Origin of the sequence: Pacificimonas aurantium, from assembly GCF_020092905.1 — a bacterium.
GTDB lineage: Bacteria > Pseudomonadota > Alphaproteobacteria > Sphingomonadales > Sphingomonadaceae > Pacificimonas > Pacificimonas aurantium.
Genome location: NZ_JAGSGB010000003.1, coordinates 134,960 through 154,800 on the forward strand (window position 1 = coordinate 134,960; position 19,841 = coordinate 154,800).

11 protein-coding genes, 1 tRNA gene and 1 pseudogene are annotated in these 19,841 nt (G+C 62.9%); 8 read left to right on the forward strand and 5 right to left on the reverse strand.

Translation table 11 applies throughout. The features are described from left to right. The first annotated feature begins 7 nt into the window (after positions 1 to 7). From KCN53_RS13765 to KCN53_RS13775, 3 genes are read left to right on the forward strand one after another with little or no spacing between them, the layout of a single operon-like run. Entirely contained in the window at positions 8 to 703 is a 696-nt protein-coding gene (locus KCN53_RS13765; protein ID WP_088713644.1) for a hypothetical protein, read from the forward strand. Between the two features lies 1 nt (position 704). Further along, positions 705 to 2,093 (forward strand): Dyp-type peroxidase, encoded by a 1,389-nt coding sequence (locus tag KCN53_RS13770; protein ID WP_088713643.1) that lies wholly within the window; start codon positions 705 to 707, stop codon positions 2,091 to 2,093. Then, positions 2,090 to 2,509, forward strand: coding sequence for an acyl-CoA thioesterase (locus tag KCN53_RS13775; RefSeq protein ID WP_063511171.1), 420 nt, complete (start codon positions 2,090 to 2,092; stop codon positions 2,507 to 2,509). Before KCN53_RS13770 ends, KCN53_RS13775 begins: the two co-directional genes overlap by 4 nt. On the opposite strand, the pseudogene KCN53_RS13780 reads toward KCN53_RS13775, so the two are convergent. From KCN53_RS13780 to KCN53_RS13795, 4 genes and pseudogenes are all read right to left on the reverse strand, one after another. Further along, positions 2,506 to 3,271 (reverse strand): annotated as a pseudogene (locus tag KCN53_RS13780) (IS5 family transposase). The gene KCN53_RS13775 and the pseudogene KCN53_RS13780 overlap by 4 nt on opposite strands. A gap of 773 nt (positions 3,272 to 4,044) precedes the next feature. Further along, positions 4,045 to 5,274: a tyrosine-type recombinase/integrase gene (locus KCN53_RS13785; protein ID WP_088713642.1), complete on the reverse strand. Its 1,230-nt coding sequence runs from the start codon at positions 5,272 to 5,274 to the stop codon at positions 4,045 to 4,047. A 202-nt stretch (positions 5,275 to 5,476) separates the two neighbouring features. Beyond that, positions 5,477 to 5,550: transfer RNA gene (locus KCN53_RS13790), tRNA-Gly, on the reverse strand. A gap of 132 nt (positions 5,551 to 5,682) precedes the next feature. Then, positions 5,683 to 8,460, reverse strand: coding sequence for a TonB-dependent receptor (locus tag KCN53_RS13795; protein ID WP_088713641.1), 2,778 nt, complete (start codon positions 8,458 to 8,460; stop codon positions 5,683 to 5,685). Between the two features lie 361 nt (positions 8,461 to 8,821). Here KCN53_RS13795 and KCN53_RS13800 point away from each other — a divergent pair, with 361 nt between their 5' ends. Together KCN53_RS13800 and KCN53_RS13805 are read left to right on the forward strand one after the other, a co-directional pair. Continuing rightward, on the forward strand, positions 8,822 to 11,770 hold the full coding sequence (locus KCN53_RS13800; RefSeq protein WP_088713640.1) for a TonB-dependent receptor plug domain-containing protein: 2,949 nt from the start codon (positions 8,822 to 8,824) through the stop codon (positions 11,768 to 11,770). Between the two features lie 65 nt (positions 11,771 to 11,835). Beyond that, positions 11,836 to 13,032 carry a thiolase family protein gene (locus tag KCN53_RS13805; protein WP_088713639.1) on the forward strand — a complete coding sequence of 399 codons (1,197 nt, stop codon included), beginning with the start codon at positions 11,836 to 11,838 and terminating at the stop codon, positions 13,030 to 13,032. A gap of 37 nt (positions 13,033 to 13,069) precedes the next feature. Here the strand turns inward: KCN53_RS13805 and KCN53_RS13810 are convergent, their stop codons facing one another. Beyond that, entirely contained in the window at positions 13,070 to 14,122 is a 1,053-nt protein-coding gene (locus KCN53_RS13810; protein ID WP_088713638.1) for an alcohol dehydrogenase, read from the reverse strand. A gap of 204 nt (positions 14,123 to 14,326) precedes the next feature. On the opposite strand from KCN53_RS13810, the gene KCN53_RS13815 reads away from it, so the two are divergent. Genes KCN53_RS13815 through KCN53_RS13825 form a run of 3 tightly spaced genes read left to right on the forward strand, consistent with a single transcriptional unit; the run spans position 14,327 to position 19,796 of the window. Further along, positions 14,327 to 15,412 (forward strand): efflux RND transporter periplasmic adaptor subunit, encoded by a 1,086-nt coding sequence (locus KCN53_RS13815; RefSeq protein ID WP_224199738.1) that lies wholly within the window; start codon positions 14,327 to 14,329, stop codon positions 15,410 to 15,412. Continuing rightward, the gene (locus KCN53_RS13820) at positions 15,409 to 18,543 is read left to right on the forward strand and encodes an efflux RND transporter permease subunit (RefSeq protein WP_088713637.1); all 3,135 of its coding nucleotides are present in this window, start codon (positions 15,409 to 15,411) and stop codon (positions 18,541 to 18,543) included. Before KCN53_RS13815 ends, KCN53_RS13820 begins: the two co-directional genes overlap by 4 nt. Beyond that, positions 18,540 to 19,796: a multidrug effflux MFS transporter gene (locus KCN53_RS13825; RefSeq protein WP_088713636.1), complete on the forward strand. Its 1,257-nt coding sequence runs from the start codon at positions 18,540 to 18,542 to the stop codon at positions 19,794 to 19,796. Before KCN53_RS13820 ends, KCN53_RS13825 begins: the two co-directional genes overlap by 4 nt. The last annotated feature ends 45 nt before the right edge of the window (positions 19,797 to 19,841 follow it).

A 19,841-nucleotide genomic window follows, 5' to 3' on the forward strand; every position in this document is an offset into this window, starting at 1 on the left:
GCGCGCCATGACCAAAAGCACCGATCCGCGTCTTGCCGATGAGAGCAAGCCCGAAGAAATCCGCCGCCGTGCGCGCGAGCTGGCAGAAGACCTGCCGCAGCTCGCGAAAATCGCGCTGGAAGCGATGATCCGCGACCACAATCCCGATTACAAGGGTACCGCCAACAAGGCGGGGCGCGCGGGAATGCAGTCGGGCAATGTGTCCGAACTGACCGCCATCGCCAAGGTCAAGCCCGGCGGGGCGGACCGCCTGCGCCGCATCTTCGACCTCACCAACGGCAATATGGACGGCGCGCAGCGGGTGTCGACCTTGCACGATATGCGCTTCGTATTTTTCGACGACGACACGCGCATCCTGTTCGCCACAACCTATGATGGCGACTGGGACACCTATATCAACGATTTCGCCACCAAGATTCCGGGGTTGATGGACCTGCTGTTCGCCAATGTCGAAGGCTGGCCGGGGATCGACAGCCCCAAGGTGAAGGACTTTATCGCCGATCACCAGATCGATGCATCGGGATGGTTTGTGGCCAATCCGCAAGTGACGGTTGTGGATACCCGCCGGTACCAGCGGATGGAGCACGCGCTGAATGACTTCCTCGAAAAATCCCGGGCGAATGCGGATATGGATCCCGTCACGAGCAAGGCTCTCGACGAGCTGAGCACGGCCATCGCGCAACCCGAAGGCGTGGATTATTGACATGGGCATTCTGCAAGAACTTTCCGCCCGCTTCCGTCCGGACAAGGTCAAGCTCCAACTCAACGATATCCAGGCGCTGATCCTTCGATCCCGGCCCGAACCCTATGTCGGCATCCATTCGATGATCCATGTCGACGAGGCCGCCGGAGGGCGGGATCTTTTGCGCCGCCTGGCCGACCATATCCCCGCTGCATCGGGTTGGACGGACGAGCTGGACTCGTGGACCGGCGTCGCCATCAGCTATGACGGCTTGAAGGCGCTCGGGCTGCCCGAAACCTCGCTGGAGAGTTTTCCGCTGGCCTTCCAGCAAGGCATGGCCGCCCGCGCCGAGCAGCTACGCGATTTCGGCGAAAACGCGCCCGAAACATGGGAGGATCCCTATCGCCCCGGCACTTGCCATATCGCATTGACCATTTATGCGCGCGACGACGATGCGCTCGACGACGTGCTGGCAAAGGCCGAGGCCGAACTGGAAAAATCCACCGGCATCACGCTGATCGGTACGCACCGTTTCGGTGCCGACGAGGACGCAAAGAACCCCTTCGGCTTTCGCGACAGCATTTCGCAGCCGTTGGTCGACGGGAGCGGGGTCGACCCCTTGCCCGGTCAGGAGCGCGCGATCGCGCCTGGAGAATTCATCCTGGGCGAGAACAGCGAGACCGGTAGCCCGCTCGCCATGCCGCAACCCGCACCGCTTGGGCGCAACGGGTCATACACCGTGCTGCGAAAATATCAGAGCCGCGTCGGCGCGTTTAACGACTTCCTGCGCGAGCAATCCGCCGACGAAGGAGAGCAGGATTATATAGCCGCGAAGATGTTCGGCCGGTGGCAGAGCGGTGCGCCATTGCCGTTAGCGCCGGACCGGGACGATCCGGAACTTGGCGCCGATTCCCGACGCAACAACGACTTCTCCTACGAAGACGATCATCGCGGCCTCGTCTGCCCGCACGCCGCGCATATGCGCCGCCTCAATCCGCGCGACAGCCAGCTTACGATCCTCAGCGATGTGAACATCCACCGCATCATCAGGCGCTCATCTACCTACGGTCCGAAATGGAGCCGCGACGTGACGTCGGAGTCCGATGCGCAGGAGGATCGCGGGCTGTTCTTCATTTTCATCAGCGCCAGGGCATTCGATACGATCGAATTTCTCCAGCAGGAATGGATCAACCGTGGCAACTTCGTCGACCTGGGCGAAGAACGGGATCCGATCGTCGGTCTGCACCAGACGCCCGGGACTTTCACCATTCCCGAAACGCCGGTGCGCCGAAAAATCGATGGCGTGACCACCTTCAACCGGCTGCGCGGCGGAGAATACATGTTCATGCCCTCGCTCACGGCCCTGCGCTGGATTGGCGACGGCGCATGGGACGAAGGCGCGAGCCCATGAACCCACAGAGGGGGCAGGAGGGCGGTTCGGCTTTCGTCTATCCCATCACGGTCGGCCCTGATGCGATCGACGAGCTCGATCACGTCAACAATGCGGTCTATCTGACCTGGGTGCAGCAGGCGATCACCGCCTATTGGGTCGCACATGCGCCGGCGGAGGAGGTCGCAAAGATCGCATGGATCGCCCTGCGCCACGACATCAGATATCGCAGCGAGGCGTTTCTCGGCGACCAGCTCGAGGCGAAAGTCCTCCTCAGGGGCTTTCGTGGGTCCCGCTCACAATTCGAAATACAGTTCAGCCGCGGCAGCGTGTCTGTCGCCGAAGTGGACACGACCCTGTGCTGCATCGACCGAGAAACACGGCAGCTGCACCGCATCACGCACGAGTTGGCGAGGCATTTCGCCATTGTAGCTTAGGCCCTGTTGACAAACTGATTGGTCCAGAGGCGGGCGGCGGCGATATGTATGAAGCCGAGATAGCTTGCTGAGGTTTTGTCGTATCGGGTTGCGAGGCGGCGCGAGCATTTGAGCTTGGCGAAGCACCGCTCAATGCGGTTCCGCAGGGCGTAGGTGACGGTGTCGTGCGGGATCGGCTCTTTGCGATTGGCCTTGGCCGGGATCACTGGTGTTCCGCCACGCTCGGTGATCGTTGCCCCGATATGATCGCTGTCATAACCCCGGTCAGCCAGGAACACGCGAGCCGTCGGCAGGTCATCGTCGACCAGAGCATCGAAGCCTTTGAAGTCAGATACTTCACCTCCCGTTACTTCCGCCCGGACAGGGAGGCCGTGAGCGTTGGTAATGAGGTGGATCTTGGACGTGAAGCCGCCTTTTGAACGGCCAAAACCCTGTCTTTGAGTCCCCCTTTTGCGCCCGCTGCCAAGTGGTGCGCGCGGATCACGGTGCTGTCGATCATCTGGACGCTGTCTGGCGCTGCGCCGCTATCGTTGAGGGCATCGAGCACCAGTTCCCAAAGTCCGGCCAGGGTCCAGCGCCGGAACTGGCGATACACGCTCGACCACTTGCCGAACTCTTCAGGCAGATCACGCCAGGCAGCACCGGTTCGAGCAATCCAGAAAATGCCATCGAGAACAAGGCGGTGGTTGGAGGCCGGGCGACCGCCTTGCCCCGGATCACTATCAAAAAGGGTTCAAAGAATGCCCACTCGGCATCCTCCATCAGCAACCGCGCCAAGATAACCTCCGCAAAAGCTATCTTGAATCACATCTCGCAGCGATTGTGAATCCAGTTTGTCAACAGGGCCTAACGCATACGGCTTCTTGCCCTTTTTCTCCGAGCCATTTGACAATCCCAACGCGAAGGCGCGAGAACTGTATAAGTTCTATTATCGCAGCCTCACAACTATCCCCGTTCTAGCGAGGATACCGACCCGTTATCGTTGCATTTGTTATGCAATGCCTCGGCGCTGCCGACCAAGGCGGTCGCAATAGGAGCGCACATTTGCAGCGATCCCTTGTGCTGAACCGACGCCCACTCTCGGGGGGGGCAGCACGCCGATCGCAAGGAGTGGTTGCTAAGGTGCGAAACTGCCATCTGGGCTGATGCTGACGACAGGCAGCTTTCGGAAAAGATTCAAGCGAGCTCAAATGGCCGACATTAAGGCGCAAAGCTGCCGTTCTTCAGCGCTCAATCGCCGCGCGGCTCTACCTCCATTCACTTGTCCTGAAAGGGCACGGGCAAAGATCTCGCTCTATCTAACGCCCACTCGCGTAAATCGTAATCTGGCGAGCACACCGTACCCCGCGAATTCGGGACCTATCTACCTAATATCATTGCGACATTACGGTTTGGGCGAAAGTCACCCGTCTACGAGTTGAGCGGGTTTGCACCGAACCGCTGGCAACTCACTCTACGATAAGCATCTGTAACAGCCCGGTATTTCGTTGCACTCGCGCGGGTCGCAGAAGAGTTACGGATTTTGGCGCAATCGGTCAGCGCTTCGCCGTTTTGATCGGCACCACCTCAGACCCTGCTCGAATCCTATCGAGGTAGTCGCTCCACCATTGCGCCATCTTCACGCGCTCCTTCCAATGGGCACCGCGATGATAGGCGGCGCGGACCTTGTCGCTATCGCCGTGGGCCAGGGCGCGCTCGATGGCGTCGGGATTCCACTTGCCGCTTTCGTTCAGCAAGGTGGAAGCCATCGCGCGGAAGCCGTGGGCGGTCATTTCATCGGTGGTGTAGCCGAGGCGGCGCAGGCCGGCGTTGATTGTGTTGTCACTCATCGGACGCCTGCGGGTGCGGACGGACGGGAAGACATAGCCAGTGGGACCGGTCAACAGCTGGGCCTCCTGCAGTATCTTGATGGCCTGGCATGAGAGCGGGACGAGGTGGTCCTTGCGCATCTTTGTTTTGCTCGCCGGGATCGTCCACAACGCTTCGTCGAAGTCGAATTCGCTCCATTCTGCATGGCGGAGCTCACCCGGCCTGACGAACACATGTGGAGCGAGTTGCATTGCCAGCTTGGTGATCGGTTGGCCTTCGTAGCCATCGATTGCCCGAAGCAAATCCCCAGCCCCTTCAGGATCGAGAACCGCGCCGTAATGCGTGACGGTGGGGTTCCTAAGCGCGCCCCTCAAATCGCGTGTCGGATCGGATTTGAGGCGCGCTGTGGCGACCGCATAGCGGAAGACCGAACCTGCCAACTGCAAGGTTCTTTTCGCGCTTTCTAGCTTGCCCTTGCTTTCGATCCGGCGAACGGCAGTCAGTATGTCGGCGGGCTCGATGTCGGCAATTGGCAAATTGCCAATTGAGCTGTTGAGGACAGACAGGAGGTATTCGCAGCGCTTTGCAGTGGCGGGTGCCCAAGCTCGCGATCCGTCGTTCTTGCGCTTCTCGCAGAACTCGGCAGCCAGAGCAGCAAAGGTATTTTCCGCAACCAGCCTCGCACGGGCCTTCTCACGCTGCTTTTCGCGTGACGGGTCCTTGCCCTGCGCGATCTGCTCTCGCGCCGCATCGCGCCTTCTCCGAGCCTCAGCCAGCCCAACTTCGGGATAGGTTCCAAGGCCCAGCTTCTTCTCGCGCCCATCGATGCGGTACTTCATTCGCCACAGTTTTCCGCCGCTTGGCTGCACCAAAAGAAAGAGGCCCGACGAGTCGCCCATTTTATAGGGTTTCGGACCGGCCTTAGCCTTGCGAATTGTCACCTCTGTTAGCGCCATGATTTCAGACCTTTACCCGACACGTGGCCCCCAGACTGGGGGCCACTCGAATTGGCGGAAATCTGCCTGGCCCCCAATGTGGCCCCCAAATCGGCGGGACTTGGCGAGACAAGACGGGTGAATGCAGGACATTAGAACGTCAAAAACCTTCGGATTTCCAAGGTTTTTATAGCGTTTCCAGGATGTTTTGGGAAGAGAGGGCTGGAGCGGGTGAAGGGAATCGAACCCCCGTCTTAAGCTTGGGAAGCTCCTGCTCTACCATTGAGCTACACCCGCACCGGGAGCGCGCGGATATTCCGCTTTGAGGGCTTGGTCAAGCGGCGCCGTAAATTTGGCCCTGCCGCCATAGAAAAGGGGCCCGGCACAGCCGAGCCCCTTCGTCATCAGTGCCCAGATCGCGGGCCGCGCCTAGAAGCGGCCGCGCAGGGTCACGCCATAGGTACGCGGCTCGGCAAGGAAGGCCGAGTAGGTCTGGTTGGGCGCAATGAACGGCGTGTTGAAGCCCACCTGAGTGTACTCCTCGTCGAACATGTTCTGCACCCAGCCCTCGATGGCCCAGCGCTCGTCCTCGCCGCGGATACCGATGCGGCCGTTGACGACGACGTAGCCGTCCTGCTCCTTCGCTGCCAGCAAGTCGGAGCCGGTGTTGTAGTCGCCGGTGACGCGGGTGTTGATGTAGAACAGGCCGGACATGCCCGTGTCGCCGATCGGCGGCGTCCAGGACAGCGACCCCGTCATGACCAGCTCCGGCGCGTTCGACAGGTTGTCGCCGGGCAGGAGGCGTAGCGCCGGATCGAGCGGCACGCCCTGGTCGCTGCCGACAAGATTGTCGGCATATTCCGTCGCTGCGTAGGTCAGGCCGGTCGTCACGGCGAGATAGTTCGCCGGGCGCAGCGACGCCTCGAGCTCGAAGCCCTGGGAGATCACGCCGGGTTCGATATCGCCGACGCAGCTGCCTGTCGCCGCTGAGGTATCAGTATCGGCACCGTCGCCGCCGTCCAGATCGCTACAGCCATTGACGTTCTGCACCAGGTAGACGGTGCCGTTGAACGTATTGAGCTGGAAGTTCGAGAATTCCTGCCGGAAGATCGCGGCGGACAGCGAGAAGGCGCGCGTATCGTACTTGGCACCGATCTCGAACGCGTCCACTTCCTCCTGGTCGAACTGCAGGTTCGCCGTGTCGGCAAGAACGAGCGGGCCAGCAACCACCGCGTTTCCGCCCTGGCCGTTGAGCGCGGAGCGGTCGAGGTTGAAACCGCCCGCCTTGTAGCCGCGCGAATAGCTGCCGTAGATCAGCGTCTCGCGCGACGGCTTCCAGGACAGGACCGCCGTACCGGTCAGCTCTTCTTCGCTGCGCTCGTCATCGAGCACCAGTCCGTTGAGTTCGGACGTCGAGTTGCCCTGACAAGACAGCGAGATAATGCCGCCCGCCAGCGCTCCGAGCGGACCCGCCAGGAGCGGCGACAGATTCTCCCGCACCTGCGGGCAGATGGTGTTGGTGTTGTTGAGGTCAGCCGAGAAGGTCTTGGTCTCGTTCGTGTACCGCAGGCCTACGGTAAGATCGACCGTATCGGTGACGTGGAAGATGTTGTGCGTGAAGAACGCGAAGTTCTCGCTGTTCTGCATGTAGCGCGACCCGTCCGAACCGACATTGCGGACCGAGTCCAGCAGCGCGAGGTTCTGCAGGATCAGCGGTCCGGCTGCACCGAAGGGTGACGGGACGCCGGGAACCTGCCCGCCGATCACGGCCTGGCCGGTCGGGCTGATGCAGCCGACGCTGTTCTCGTCATAGAAGGCCTGCAGGCCGACCGAGACGTTCAGGCGGCAAGCGGCGAAACGGCCATAATCGCTGCCGAATTTCAGATTCTCGCGCACCGTCAGGTCTTCATTGGCGTAGTAGCCGCCGACCAGCCAGTCGAGGCGATCGTCGAGAATCGATCCCTGCAGCCGCAGTTCCTGACTGAAGGTTTCGAACTTGCGTGAAAGGGCATCGGCGCCGGGCTCGCGGTAGAGGATGTCGACCTGCGTGTAGTCCGTGTCCGAGCCCTGCTGGTTCAGATATTCGCGGTAGCCGGTGATCGAGGTGATTTCACCCCAGCCGAGATCCCAGTCCGCTTGCAGCGACACACCCCAGTCCTCGGTCTCGCCTTCGTAGGTGCGGCCCGGCGTCGTGTAGATGTTCCGGTCATAAGGATCGTCAGTGAAGGCACGTGGATCCTGCCCAAGCGACAGAAGTACCGGAATGATCGGGTTCGCTTCGCTGACGAGGGCATCGCCATAACCCTGCGGATCGAAGGCATCGCCCGACAACGGGATGCGCGCGAAGGGCGACACTTCCGGCGTCAGGAAGACGGCGGCGCAGCAGGCCTCGTCCTTTTTCGAATAGTCGCCGATCAGGCGGAAGGAGAGGTCGGACGTCGGCTCGAACAGTGCCTGCGCCCGCACGAGATAGCGATCGCGGTCGTTGACGTCGGTATCGTTGTTGACGTCGTTGTAGAAGCCGTCGCGGCGCGAGTAGACGCCGTCGATACGGGCCGCCACCGTGTCGGACACTGCCGTGTTGAAGCCGCCCTCGAGCCGGACGAAATCGTAATTGCCGTAGGTGCCGGTACCATAGCCGAAGGTGTCGAACTCCGGACCCTGCGTGACGATGTTGATGAGGCCGGCCGACGCGTTGCGTCCGAACAACGTGCCCTGCGGGCCGCGCAGGACCTCGACGCGCTCGATGGGACCGATTTCATTCAGGCCGGCACCCGAGCGCGAGCGGTAGACGCCGTCGATGAAGACCGCGACCGAGCTTTCAAGGCCGGGATTGTCGCCGACCGTGCCGATACCGCGGACGCGTGCCGAGCCGTTCGCCTCGGTGCCGGTCGAAGACACGAGCAGCGACGGGGCGAGCTGATTGAGCTCGCGGATGTCGTTGGCACCGGAATTCTGTAGCTGTTCGGCAGAGACCGCAGAGACGGCGATCGGAACGTCGGATAGCTGCTGTTCGCGGCCCTGCGCGGTGATGACGATGACGTCTGCCGCCTGCTGGCCGGCGACGGCGGCAGGGGCGACGGGCTGGTTTACCTGGTCCGCGGGATCGACGGCAGTCGGGTCGCTGGTCTCGACTTGTGCAGATGCGGAAACGGATACGAGCGAAACAGTGCCCAGAAGGAGGGCAGTCGACAGGCAACGGGTCATGTACAGATATCTCCCAAGGATCTGTTGATCGGCCATTATTCGGCCGGTTATCCGCGTAAATCCGAGGATTTCGGGCTAAAGTCAACCGTCTGCTTGCCGCACTCGAAGGTGGCCGGTCCGTATGTGTCCCGAACGCAACAGATGGCGTTCGTTTTTCAGCCTCGACTTGTTCGCAGGTGAAATGAAAAATCTCAAAACCGGCGGATTGCGGCACATCTTGAAATTCGCAAGTGCAGCATGGTCATTTCAAGTAACGGAATTGCGGCAACTACCTGCTTGACTTGAGAGGCTGAAGTCCGCCCAATTGCAGAACCGCAACGGCAGAGTGCGGAACATAAATATTATTGGGGAGGATGCTCTGATGAAGAGTCGTCTATTGATAAGTGCTGCCTTCACGGCGGCAATGGCTACCAGTGTGGGCGTGCCGGCTTTTGCGCAGGAGGAAGCCGCGCAGACTGCGCCGGCCGTGACAACTCCGGACACGATTGTCATCACGGGCTCGTTCATTCGCGGCACACCGGAGGACGCCGCCTTGCCGGTCGACGTGTTCAGCACGGACGAGCTGTCGCAATCGGGCGTCACCTCGCCGCTCGAGTTTATCAAGCAGCTTCCCTCGGTAGGCTCGGTCTTGGGCGATTCGAACCAGTTCTCCCCAGCGGCGCAGGGCTCCCAGGGGCAGGGGTCGATCAATCTGCGCGGCCTGGGTCCGACGCGCACGCTGGTACTGCTCAATTCCAAGCGGACCGTGCAGGCGCCGGGAGACGGCTTCACCGACACCAACCTCATTCCGCTGTTCGCGCTGGAACGCGTGGAGATCTTGAAGGACGGCGCGGCCTCGACCTATGGCTCGGATGCGATCGCCGGCGTGGCGAACTTCCTCACCCGGACCGACTTCGACGGCATCGAGCTCGAAGGCGACTGGACCTTCATCGACGGATCGGACGACAATTATAAGGCGAGCCTGCTGGTCGGGAAGAATTTCGACGGCGGCAATATCATGATCGGCGGCGGCTGGCAGCACCGGTCGGAGCTTCCCACCACGGCGCGCGATTTCGTCTTTCCGGGATATGAGGACAATTTCTCAGGCTATTCCGCGCTTGCCACGCCCGGACTGTTCGCGGTTACCTACCTGCAGGGTATCGATGCCGGCACGGGGGCGCCCATTCTCGACACCCGGGTGGTCCGGGACGCAGGCTGCGAAGAACTGGGCGGCACGGTCACGCCGCCGCTTTGCCGCTTCACCTACGTGCCTCATGACAACCTGATCGAGGACGAGGATCGCTATCAGGCGTTCGCATCGATGAATGCCGAACTCGGCAGCGGCCTGACCGTGAAGGTCGAGGGTCTCTATGCGCGCACGGACGTGGAGAGCCTGAACTACTCGCCGTCCTTCCCGCCGACCCAGGGACCCAACGGGTCGGGGTTCCAGAACGCCTTCACCATATCGCCAGCCAATCCGTACGTCGGCGATTTCCTCGACAATGTCGGCCTGCCGCAGTCGGGGACGACCAATGGTCCCATCGCGGCAGTGACCGCGGTGTTCTACCGGCCGCTGGGCTTTCTTGGAAACCCGCTGGACCCTGATCGGGGTGCCGGCACCGGGTTTGCAAAGACGGAAGGCCTGCGCTTCTCGGGCGATCTCGAATATGAGATGAGCGACACCCTGCTGCTGACCCTGTCGGCGACCTGGTGGCGCTCGCAGCGCGACAATGCCGTGCGCGACATCGTCGGCACCAGGCTGCAGAATGCTCTGAACGGTCTGGGCGGAGCGGACTGCGATCCCGCGACCGGCACGCCGGGGCAGGGCAGCTGCGTCTATTTCAACCCGTTCACGACTGCCGGGGCCAGCAACCCGGCCTGGGACCTGCCCAACCCCTTCTATGTGGGCGGCGCCGAGAACAGTCCTGCGCTGATCGACTATCTGCAGCCTTACAACGGCACCAGGCAGTCTGAAGAGCAAACGATCGTGCAGGCGGTGCTGACAGGAGAGTCCGGCATCGAGCTGGCCGGCGGTCCCCTCGCGTTCGCCGTCGGCGCGCAGTACCGCGAGAACGACTTCCGCAACCGCAGCTGGTCGAACATCTCCGATGCCCAGTTCAACCCGTGCTTCGTAGAGGGCGACGTCAGCTGCGTGGGCAGCCCGACCGAGGGTGTGGGACCCTTTATCTTCCTGGGCGTGTCGCGGCCGCAGAACCTGGAGCAGGAAGTCTTTGCGGGCTTTGCGGAAGTGAATGTGCCGCTTGCCGACACACTCGAACTGACGGGGGCACTGCGCTACGAGGATTATGGCGATCCGGTGGGCTCGACGCTGAATCCCAAGGGGTCGTTCCGCTGGGAGCCGCTCGAATTCCTGACTTTTCGCGGGTCTATCGGGACGACCTTCCGCGGCCCGCTCGCGTCGAATGTCGATCCCAATTTCGTGACCGCCCTGGCGGGTCTTGCGGCGGCGGGCGGCAACTACAAGTCGGTCGACATCTTCGGCAATCCGAACCTCGATCCGGAAACCGCGCTGACCTACAATGTCGGTGCCATCGTCTCGACCGGCGGCCTGACGGTTTCCGCGGACTTCTGGACCTATGAGTTCGAGGACCAGATTACCCGCGTTCCCGAGGATGCGATTGCGAGTTCCGTCGTGCCGGTGGCCGGTGGACCGGCAAATTGTGACGCGCCGCTGGCCGATCTCGTCACCTTCGACGGCGGGCAGTGCATCCAGGGTACGAGCACGGGCCTCAACATCGCCCGGGTGCGCTCGGATGTTGTCAACGGTCCGGACGTTACCGTCCGCGGCTTCGATTTCGCGGTCAACTACGATATCGATGCAGGGCTAGGCGTCTTTTCTCTGGGCGGGAACGCCACCTGGAACCTCGAATATAAGATCGACGATTTCGTAGTGGACGGCGTACTGCTTCAGGAAAGCTACGATGCGGTCGGGTTCGGCAACTATTTCCGCGATCCCGACACGCTGCCGGAGTGGCGCGTCAACGCCTATGTCAACTTCAACTACGACGCGCGTCTGAACGCCCGCTACGTCTTCAACTATATCGACGGCGTGACGGACGAGCGCTGTACCGCGGCAGGCTGCGTCAACACCAACACCCGCTTCGGCGAGGAGTCGGGCAGCTATGTGCGGCAGGATTTCGTCCTGACCTATGACCTGCTGGTCGGCGGCGCGGACCTGCAGTTCCAGGCCGCAGTCAACAACATCTTCGACGAGGACCCGCCGGAAGCGGCGCTGCCGGTCAGTTACAACCCGTTCCTCGGCGATGCCTATGGCCGCCACTATCAACTGGGCCTGAAGGCGAACTTTTAAAGCCGTCCGGCTTTGGCTATCCGGGGCGCCCCATTGCGGGCGCCCCTTTTTCTTGGAGAGCAACTATGCGCGAAGCCGCCATCATCTCGACCGCACGGACCGGCATCGGCAAGGCCTATCGCGGCGCCTTCAACAATACCGAAGCGACGACCATGGGCGCCCACGCCATGACGTCCGCGCTCGAGCGCGCCGGCGTCGACCCCCGGGAAATCGACGACGTCTTCTGGGGCGTCGGCAACCAGTGGGGCACCCAGGGCGCCAATGCCGGCCGCATGTGCGTCTTCGCCGCCGGTATGCCGGTCGAGATCCCGGCCTTCACGATGGACCGCAAGTGCGGATCGGGCCTCAATACCGTCGCCCTCGCCGCCCGGTCGATCATGGCCGGCGATATCGATGTGGCGCTGGCGGGCGGTATGGAATCGATCAGCTGGACGGTCACCAAGGACGCGCCGCGGTATCAGAATGAAGGCGTTCTTGCCCAGCAACCGCACGCTTACATGGCCATGATCGAGACGGCGGAGATCGTGGCGGAACGCTATGGCATCAGCCGCGAGGCCCAGGACGAGTTCGGCGCCATCAGCCAGCAGAGCGCCGTCGATGCACGGGATAGCGGTCGCCTGGGCGAAGAAATCGTTCCCATCACCGTCGAGAAAGTCCTCCGTGCCAAGGATGGCAGCGAGACGGGACGAGAGACGGTCACCGTCACTGCCGACGAGGGAATCCGCGAAGGGACGACGAAGGAGGTGCTGGCGAACCTGAAACCGGTCTGGTCGAACGGCGAGGTCGTTCAGGAGGGCAAGTTCGTCACGGCCGGTAATGCCAGCCAGCTTTCGGACGGGGCCGCTGCGCAGGTGGTGATGGAGCGTGCCCGGGCGGAGGCCGAAGGGCGCGACATCCTGGGCATTTATCGCGGGTTTCAGGTTGCCGGCTGCAAGCCCGAGGAAATGGGTATCGGGCCTGTGTTCGCGGTGCCCAAACTGCTGGAGCGCGCGGGCCTCGGCATCGATGATATCGGCCTGTTCGAGATCAACGAGGCCTTCGCCAGCCAGTGCCTGTACTGCCGCGACACCCTCGGCATTCCAGAGGACAAGCTGAACGTGAATGGCGGTGCCATTGCGGTGGGGCATCCCTTTGGCATGACGGGAAGCCGTTTGACCGGTGCGGCGCTGCTGGAAGGTCGCCGCCGCGGCGTGCGCTATGTGGTTGTGAGCATGTGTACAGCTGGCGGCATGGGGGCGGCGGGGCTGTTCGAGCTGGTCTGAGCAGCGCGTCGGCTCCGGCCGCTGGCGATGTTGGCGGTTATCCCTCCAACACGACGCGGCCGACGATCTTCCCGTCCCTTAGTCCGGCGAGAACTTCGCTCGCCTCGCCTTTCTGTCGCTCGGCAATCGGCGGGGGGCGCAGCCTTCCCGTCCGCGCTAGCCCCACGAGATCGCGCAGTTCCTGCAGGCTGCCGACATAGCTGCCCTGAAGCGAAATGGCGCGGACCGCCATGCCCGCGAGCGGAAGCGGGAAGGCGCCGCCGAACAGGCCCACCTGCACCACGGTTCCGCCCTTTTCCGGAAGGGCGAAGGCCAGCGGGGCGGTCATCGGCCCGTTGACGAAGTCGATGACGGCCGCGATTGGTCCGCCCGCTGCCGTCATCAGCGTCTCCACCGGGTCCGGCACAGAGGAGGTGTTGATGGTCTTCGCCGCGCCGGCGTCCTGCGCAGCCGCCAGATGCTGATCGTCTATGTCGACGGCAAGGATGTTCGAGTGTCCCAGAGCGCGAAGGATCGATATCGCGCTAAGGCCAACCCCTCCTGCGCCAATGACGACGACCGGTCTGTCGGATTCGGCTGGCAGGCATTTCCTGACGGCGCCATATGCCGTGAGCCCGCTGCACGCGAGGGTCGCGGCCCAGGAGGGGTCGATATCGCCCGGATCGACCAGATATTTCGAATGCGGGACGCAGACCTTCTCACCGAAGCCCCCGGGTTTGCGGATGCCGAGGGCCTGCTGGTCCGGACACAGGTCGTCCCGGCCCGATGCGCATTTGACGCAGTGACCACAGCCGATCCACGGATAGACGATGCGCCTGTCGCCGACGGCGATATCCTCGGCGTCCGGCCCGACCTCGCAGACCGTCCCTAGGATTTCATGGCCGAGAACGAGGGGGAAGGGAATCTGCATGGCTTCGAGGGACATTGTTTCTCCGCCGAAGTCGAAGCCGCCTTCCCACAGATGCACATCGGAATGGCACACACCGCAACGATCAACCTGCAGGACGACTTCGGTTCCCGTGGGTGAGGGCGCAGCCAGGTCGACATCCGTCAAGCCAGAACCGGATCCGGTTACCCCAAGTGCCTTCATTTTTCTCTCCCCGGCGCTTAAAGGCGGCATAGCCGTACTTGCCAAAGGCGCAAGCTCTCTGCCTGCCGCGCTGCGACAATATGACGGGAACTTTTCTCCAGCCTTGGGGCTGGGCAAGATAGTGTATCCGGTCGATTTCGACCGGGTAGGTCGTTGCGGGATTCCGAGATGCAGATGAGGAAGAATTTGAACAGGGCGCTGCGCTTGCAGGCGTTTTCGATTCTGTGCCTTCTCGGTCTGGCTGCATGCGGCGGCAGCGACGACGACGGCCAGATGGGGGGCAACGAGGCGGCGATCGTGGTCGGCTGCGTGGTCGACGAAGCGTCCTTTTCAAGCGCGATCGAGGCTGTCGGGACGGCCTATGCCGATGAACAGACGGTCCTGACGGCTCCGGTTACCGAGCGTATCGAACGGCTATATTTCAATGACGGGGAGCGGGTTAGCGAAGGCGCGGTCATCGCCCAGCTTTCTCGCGGAGAAGAGTCGGCCGACCTCGCCGCGATCGAGGCGCGCGCGCGTCAGGCGCAGCAGCAGCTCGACCGTCTCGAAGAGCTTTCGGACCGGGGCTTTGCCACGCGGGCAAGCCTGGAAGAACAGATCGCCGCGCGCGACGCCGCCCGTGCCGACGCATCCGCCATCCGCTCGCGAATCGGCGACCGCGTCATTCGCGCTCCCTTTTCCGGCGTTCTGGGCCTGCGGACGATTTCCGAAGGGGCGATCGTCAATGCGGGCAGTCCCATCGCCACCCTGAGCGATATCTCACGCATCAAGCTCGATTTCACGGTGCCGGAACAGTTCCTCTCTTCCATCGAGGAAGGTCAGCCGATCGAGGCGACCGCTGCCGCTTATCCTTCGGAGCTGTTCAGGGGCCAGATCGATACGATAGATCCTGTAGTCGACCCGCTGTCACGCTCGGTCACGGTTCGCGCGGTCCTGCCCAATCCGGAGCGGCGCCTGCGCCCCGGCATGCTGCTGTCCGTCGACGTCGTTTCGGAAGAACGGCGCAGTCTGGCAGTGCCGGAAACCGCGCTGATCGCGCAGGGCGACCAGCAGTTCGTCTTTCGGATCGACGAGAATGGTATTGCGCGGCGGACGGCGATCGAGACCGGCCTTCGCCAGGACGGTCAGGTCGAGGTGCTCGGCGGGCTGCAGGCAGGCGACCGGATCGTCGCCGACGGCACCGTAAAGGTGCGCGACGATTCGCCGGTGAGCGCAAACTTCCCGGAAGAAACGCGGCGCAGCGGCGGCGGCGGCGGTGTCGGATCTGGGCTGGAGGCTTCCGGTCCGTGAAACTCTCCGACGTCTCGGTAAAGCGGCCGGTTTTCGCGGTTGTTCTCTCGCTATTGCTCGTGCTGGCGGGGTTCGTCGGCTATTTCCAGCTTCCCGTCCGCGAATATCCCGCCATCGATCCGCCCATCGTGTCGGTCGATGTGAATTATCCGGGCGCAGCGGCGTCTGTCGTGGAAACACGCATCACCCAGCTTCTCGAGGACCGCATCGCGGGGGTCGAGGGGATCGAGACCATCAGGTCCTCCAGCAGCGACGGCCGCGGCGACGTTACCATCGAATTCAGCCCCTCCCGCGATGTCGACAGTGCTGCGAACGACATTCGGGACCGGGTGTCGGGCGCTCTCGACAACTTGCCGGAGGAGGCTGACCCGCCGGAAGTGAACAAGGTCGACAGCGATGCGCGGCCGATCATGTGGCTGAACGTAACGGCCCCCGACCGCGATCCGCTGTGGCTCGCGGACTATGTCGACCGGGTGCTCATAGACCGGTTTTCGTCCATCGACGGCGTTGCGCGCGTACGCGGAGGCGGTGAGCGCCCCGCCATTCGTATCTGGCTGGACCGCGAGTCGATGGCCGCCTACCGCCTGACCCCGGCCGATATCGAAGGCGCGCTGCGGCGCGAAAATGTCGAACTGCCGGCGGGACGGGTGGAGTCGGCCAACGCGAACCTGACGGTGCGCATCGCGCGTGCCTACCAGTCGGTCGAGGACTTTCGCGGCCTCGTCGTGCGCCGGGGAGAGGACGGGTCGCTGCTGCGGCTCGGCGACGTTGCCCGCGTCGAACTCGGCGCTGCCGACCAGTACGACTATTTCCGCTCGAACGGCGAACCGGGCGTCGGGATGGGCATTGTACGCCAGTCGGGGGCCAACACGCTGCAGGTCGCGAACGACGTGAAAGCGCGGCTTGCCGAGGTAGAGCATCTGCTTCCCGAGGGGGTCGAACTGGCCGTCTCCTGGGACAGCTCGGTCTTCATCGCCGCCGCCATCGAGAATGTATGGGAAACGCTGCTGATCGCTGCCGTGCTGGTGGTGCTCGTCATCTACCTGTTCCTGGGCTCGGTGCGCGCGACCGTCATTCCGGCCGTGACGGTTCCGGTCAGCCTGATCGGCACGTTTTTCGTGCTCTGGCTGCTGGGCCTTTCCATCAACCTCCTCACCCTGCTCGCCCTCGTCATGGCGATCGGGCTTGTCGTCGACGATGCCATCGTTGTCTTGGAGAATATCTATCACAGGATCGAGCAGGGGGAGCGGAGGCTGCTCGCCGCCTATTCCGGAGCGCGCCAGGTCGGGTTCGCGGTGCTTGCGACTACGGCGGTGACGATCGCGGTGTTCATCCCGCTGATGTTCCTGCCGGGCAATACCGGCCTGCTGTTCCGTGAACTTGCCGTCGCCATGATCGTGTCGGTGTCGATCTCGACCTTTACCGCGCTGACGCTGATACCCGTCATGTGCTCGAAGATCCTGATGCGCGGCGGCGGAGCCACGGGCCTGACCCGCTTCGTCGACCGCAATTTCGAACGGCTGAATGGCCGCTATGAAAGTGTGCTGTCGCGCCTCGTGAAGAAACCGCTTCCGGTCGGAGCCGTCGCGCTCAGCCTGGTGGGCATCGCCGCCTTCTTCGCCTTCGAGAATCTGCAGCAGGAACTCGCGCCGCAGGAGGACACCGGCTTCCTGTACGGCAGCGTAAATATTTCCGAGGGTGCCGGGTGGGAGAAGCTCGTTTCGGTGATGGAGGACGTCAAGGACATGACGATGCCCCTGATCGACGAGGAAAATACCGATCCAGAGATGCCGCTGCGGCGGGTCTTGCTGCGCGCGCCGGGCTCCTGGGGACCGTCCGGCGACTTTTCCGACGGGCGCCTGATCATCTTCCTGAAGCCTTGGGAGCATCGCACGGCCACGACCGCGGAGACGGCCCAGCGACTGAGAGAGCTGCTGGCTCCCTATCCGGAGGCGCAGGCGAGCGTCTATCCCGCCGGCGGTCTTGGGGGCAGGGGCGGGGAGCCCATCGAGTTCGTGATCGCGGGCGATACCTATGAGGAACTGCAGCGGGCGCGCGACGTCCTGTTCGACCGCGCGGCCGAGTTTCCGGGCATCGCGACGCTGGAAAGCGACTATGAGGAAACCCGTCCGCAGCTGATCGTGGATGTCGACACGGTCCGCGCCGCCGACCTCGGCGTGTCGGTGCAGGATATCGGCCGCACGCTCGAAACCATGATGGGCTCGCGCCAGACCGGCACGTATGTCGACCGCGGCGAGGAGTATGACGTGATCCTGCAGGCAGAGCCGGAGGATCGGGTGACGCCGCAGGATCTCGGCGGTGTCTATGTTCGCGGCCGCGAGGGGCAGGTGGTCCCCCTGTCTGCGCTGGTCACTCTCAACAGCCGCGCCGAGTCCGGCGAGCTCAACCGCTTCAACAAGCTGCGCGCCATCACGCTGCGCGGAACGCTGTCCGACGGGGCGTCCCTGGGCGAGGCGTTGACGTTCCTGGAACAGGAGGCGGCCGACCTGCCTGAGGTGATCGCCATCGGCTATGAGGGCGAAAGCAGGGCCCTGCGCCAGACGGGAGGCTCCATCTGGATGGTCCTCGGCTTCACGATCATTCTGGTCTACCTGGTGCTCGCCGCGCAGTTCGAAAGTTTCATAAGTCCGCTGGTGATCGTGCTCGGCGTTCCGCTGGCCGTCGGGGGCGGGATCGTCGGCCTGCTGGTCATGGGCGGCAGCCTCAACATCTACTCGCAGATCGGCCTCGTGATGCTGGTCGGCCTCGCAGCGAAGAACGGAATCCTGATCGTCGAATTCGCGAACCAGTTGCGCGACGAAGGGGTGGAGTTCGAGCGCGCCATCGTCGACGCCGCCAAACGCCGGCTGCGTCCGGTCATGATGACGTCGATCGCGACCGTCGCCGGCGCCGTGCCGCTGATGCTGGCTGTCGGGGCGGGGGCGGAAAGCCGGCAAGCCATCGGCACTGTCATTGTCTGGGGCGTCGCGATTTCGACGCTGCTCACCCTCTTCGTGATCCCGGCCTTCTACTGGCTTCTGGCACGCGGCACCTCCAGTCCCGAAGCCGTGACCCGCCGGCTCGAGGAACAGCTTTCCGATCGCACTGCAGGCACTCAACCCGCCGAATGAACCCAAATACTGATTTACCGCCGCCGCCGCGTCTTGTCGGCGCGCTGGGCACTGTCGAACTCGTTGCGCTTGTGGCGTTTCTGATGGCGCTGAACGCGCTGGCCATCGACGTCATGCTGCCCGCGCTTCACAATATCGCGGAAGCCTTTTCGCTCCCGACCGAAGGCGAGGGCGCAAACCGGCAGCAGCTTGTCATCTTCGCCTATGTGGCGGGCTTCGGCGCTCCGCAGATCATCTTCGGGCCGTTGTCCGACAGGTTCGGGCGCAAGTCGGTCCTCAGGATATGCCTTCTTGCCTATGCCGCCGTCGCGGCGCTGTGCATGCTGGCAATCTCGTTCCCGGGTCTTCTGGCCGCACGCTTTCTGCAGGGGATCGCGGCGGGAGGCATCCGCGTGATCGCCGTTTCAGTCATTCGCGACATTCACGCGGGCCGCGGCATGGCCCGCATCATGTCGCTGGTGATGACGGTGTTCATGATCGTACCGATCCTTGCGCCGAGCATCGGCCAACTGATCCTGTTCGTCCTGCCCTGGCAGGGCACGTTCGGAATCCTGCTCGTGGCGGGCCTCGGCGGGTTTCTGTGGGTCGAGCGGCGTCTGCCCGAAACCTTGCCGGAAGACCGCCGGCAGCCACTCAGCATTGCCGGGTCGCTCGCCTCCTACCGCGCGGTCTTCGCCAACCCGCTTGCGCGGGGATATATTGTAGGCAGCGGGGTCATTTTCGGTGCCTTGTTCGGCTTCATCGGCTCGTCCGAGCAGGTCTTCCGAGAGGTGTTCGGCCAGGAGGATACCTTCGTTCTCTGGTTTGCCGGAGTGGCGCTGACGATGTCGATCGCGAGCCTGACCAATTCACGGCTGGTTGAACGGTTCGGCATGCGGCGGATCAGCCACGCGGCAATGTTCGCGTTCATCATCTTTTCCGCCCTGCTGTTGGCGGCAATGCTGATTTTCGGTCAGAAGCTCCTGATCTTCTTCCCGCTGTTTGCCCTGATGTTCGCAAGTTTCGGCTTTATCGGCGCGAACTTCAATGCGATCATCATGGAGCCGCTTGGCCATATCGCAGGCACGGCGAGTGCCGCCTTCGGCTTCGCCACGACCACCATCGCGGCGGGCTTCGGCTATTTTATCGGCAGCCACTATGACGGCACGGTCATCCCGGTCATCACGGGGTTTCTGACACTTGGCATCGGGACACTGGTGATCGTCACGATCACGGAACGGGGTCACCTGTTCCGGGCACCCAGCGAGGAATAGGTTCCGGACGTCGAGGGGGGACGAAGGGGGACTTCTCTGTCCCCC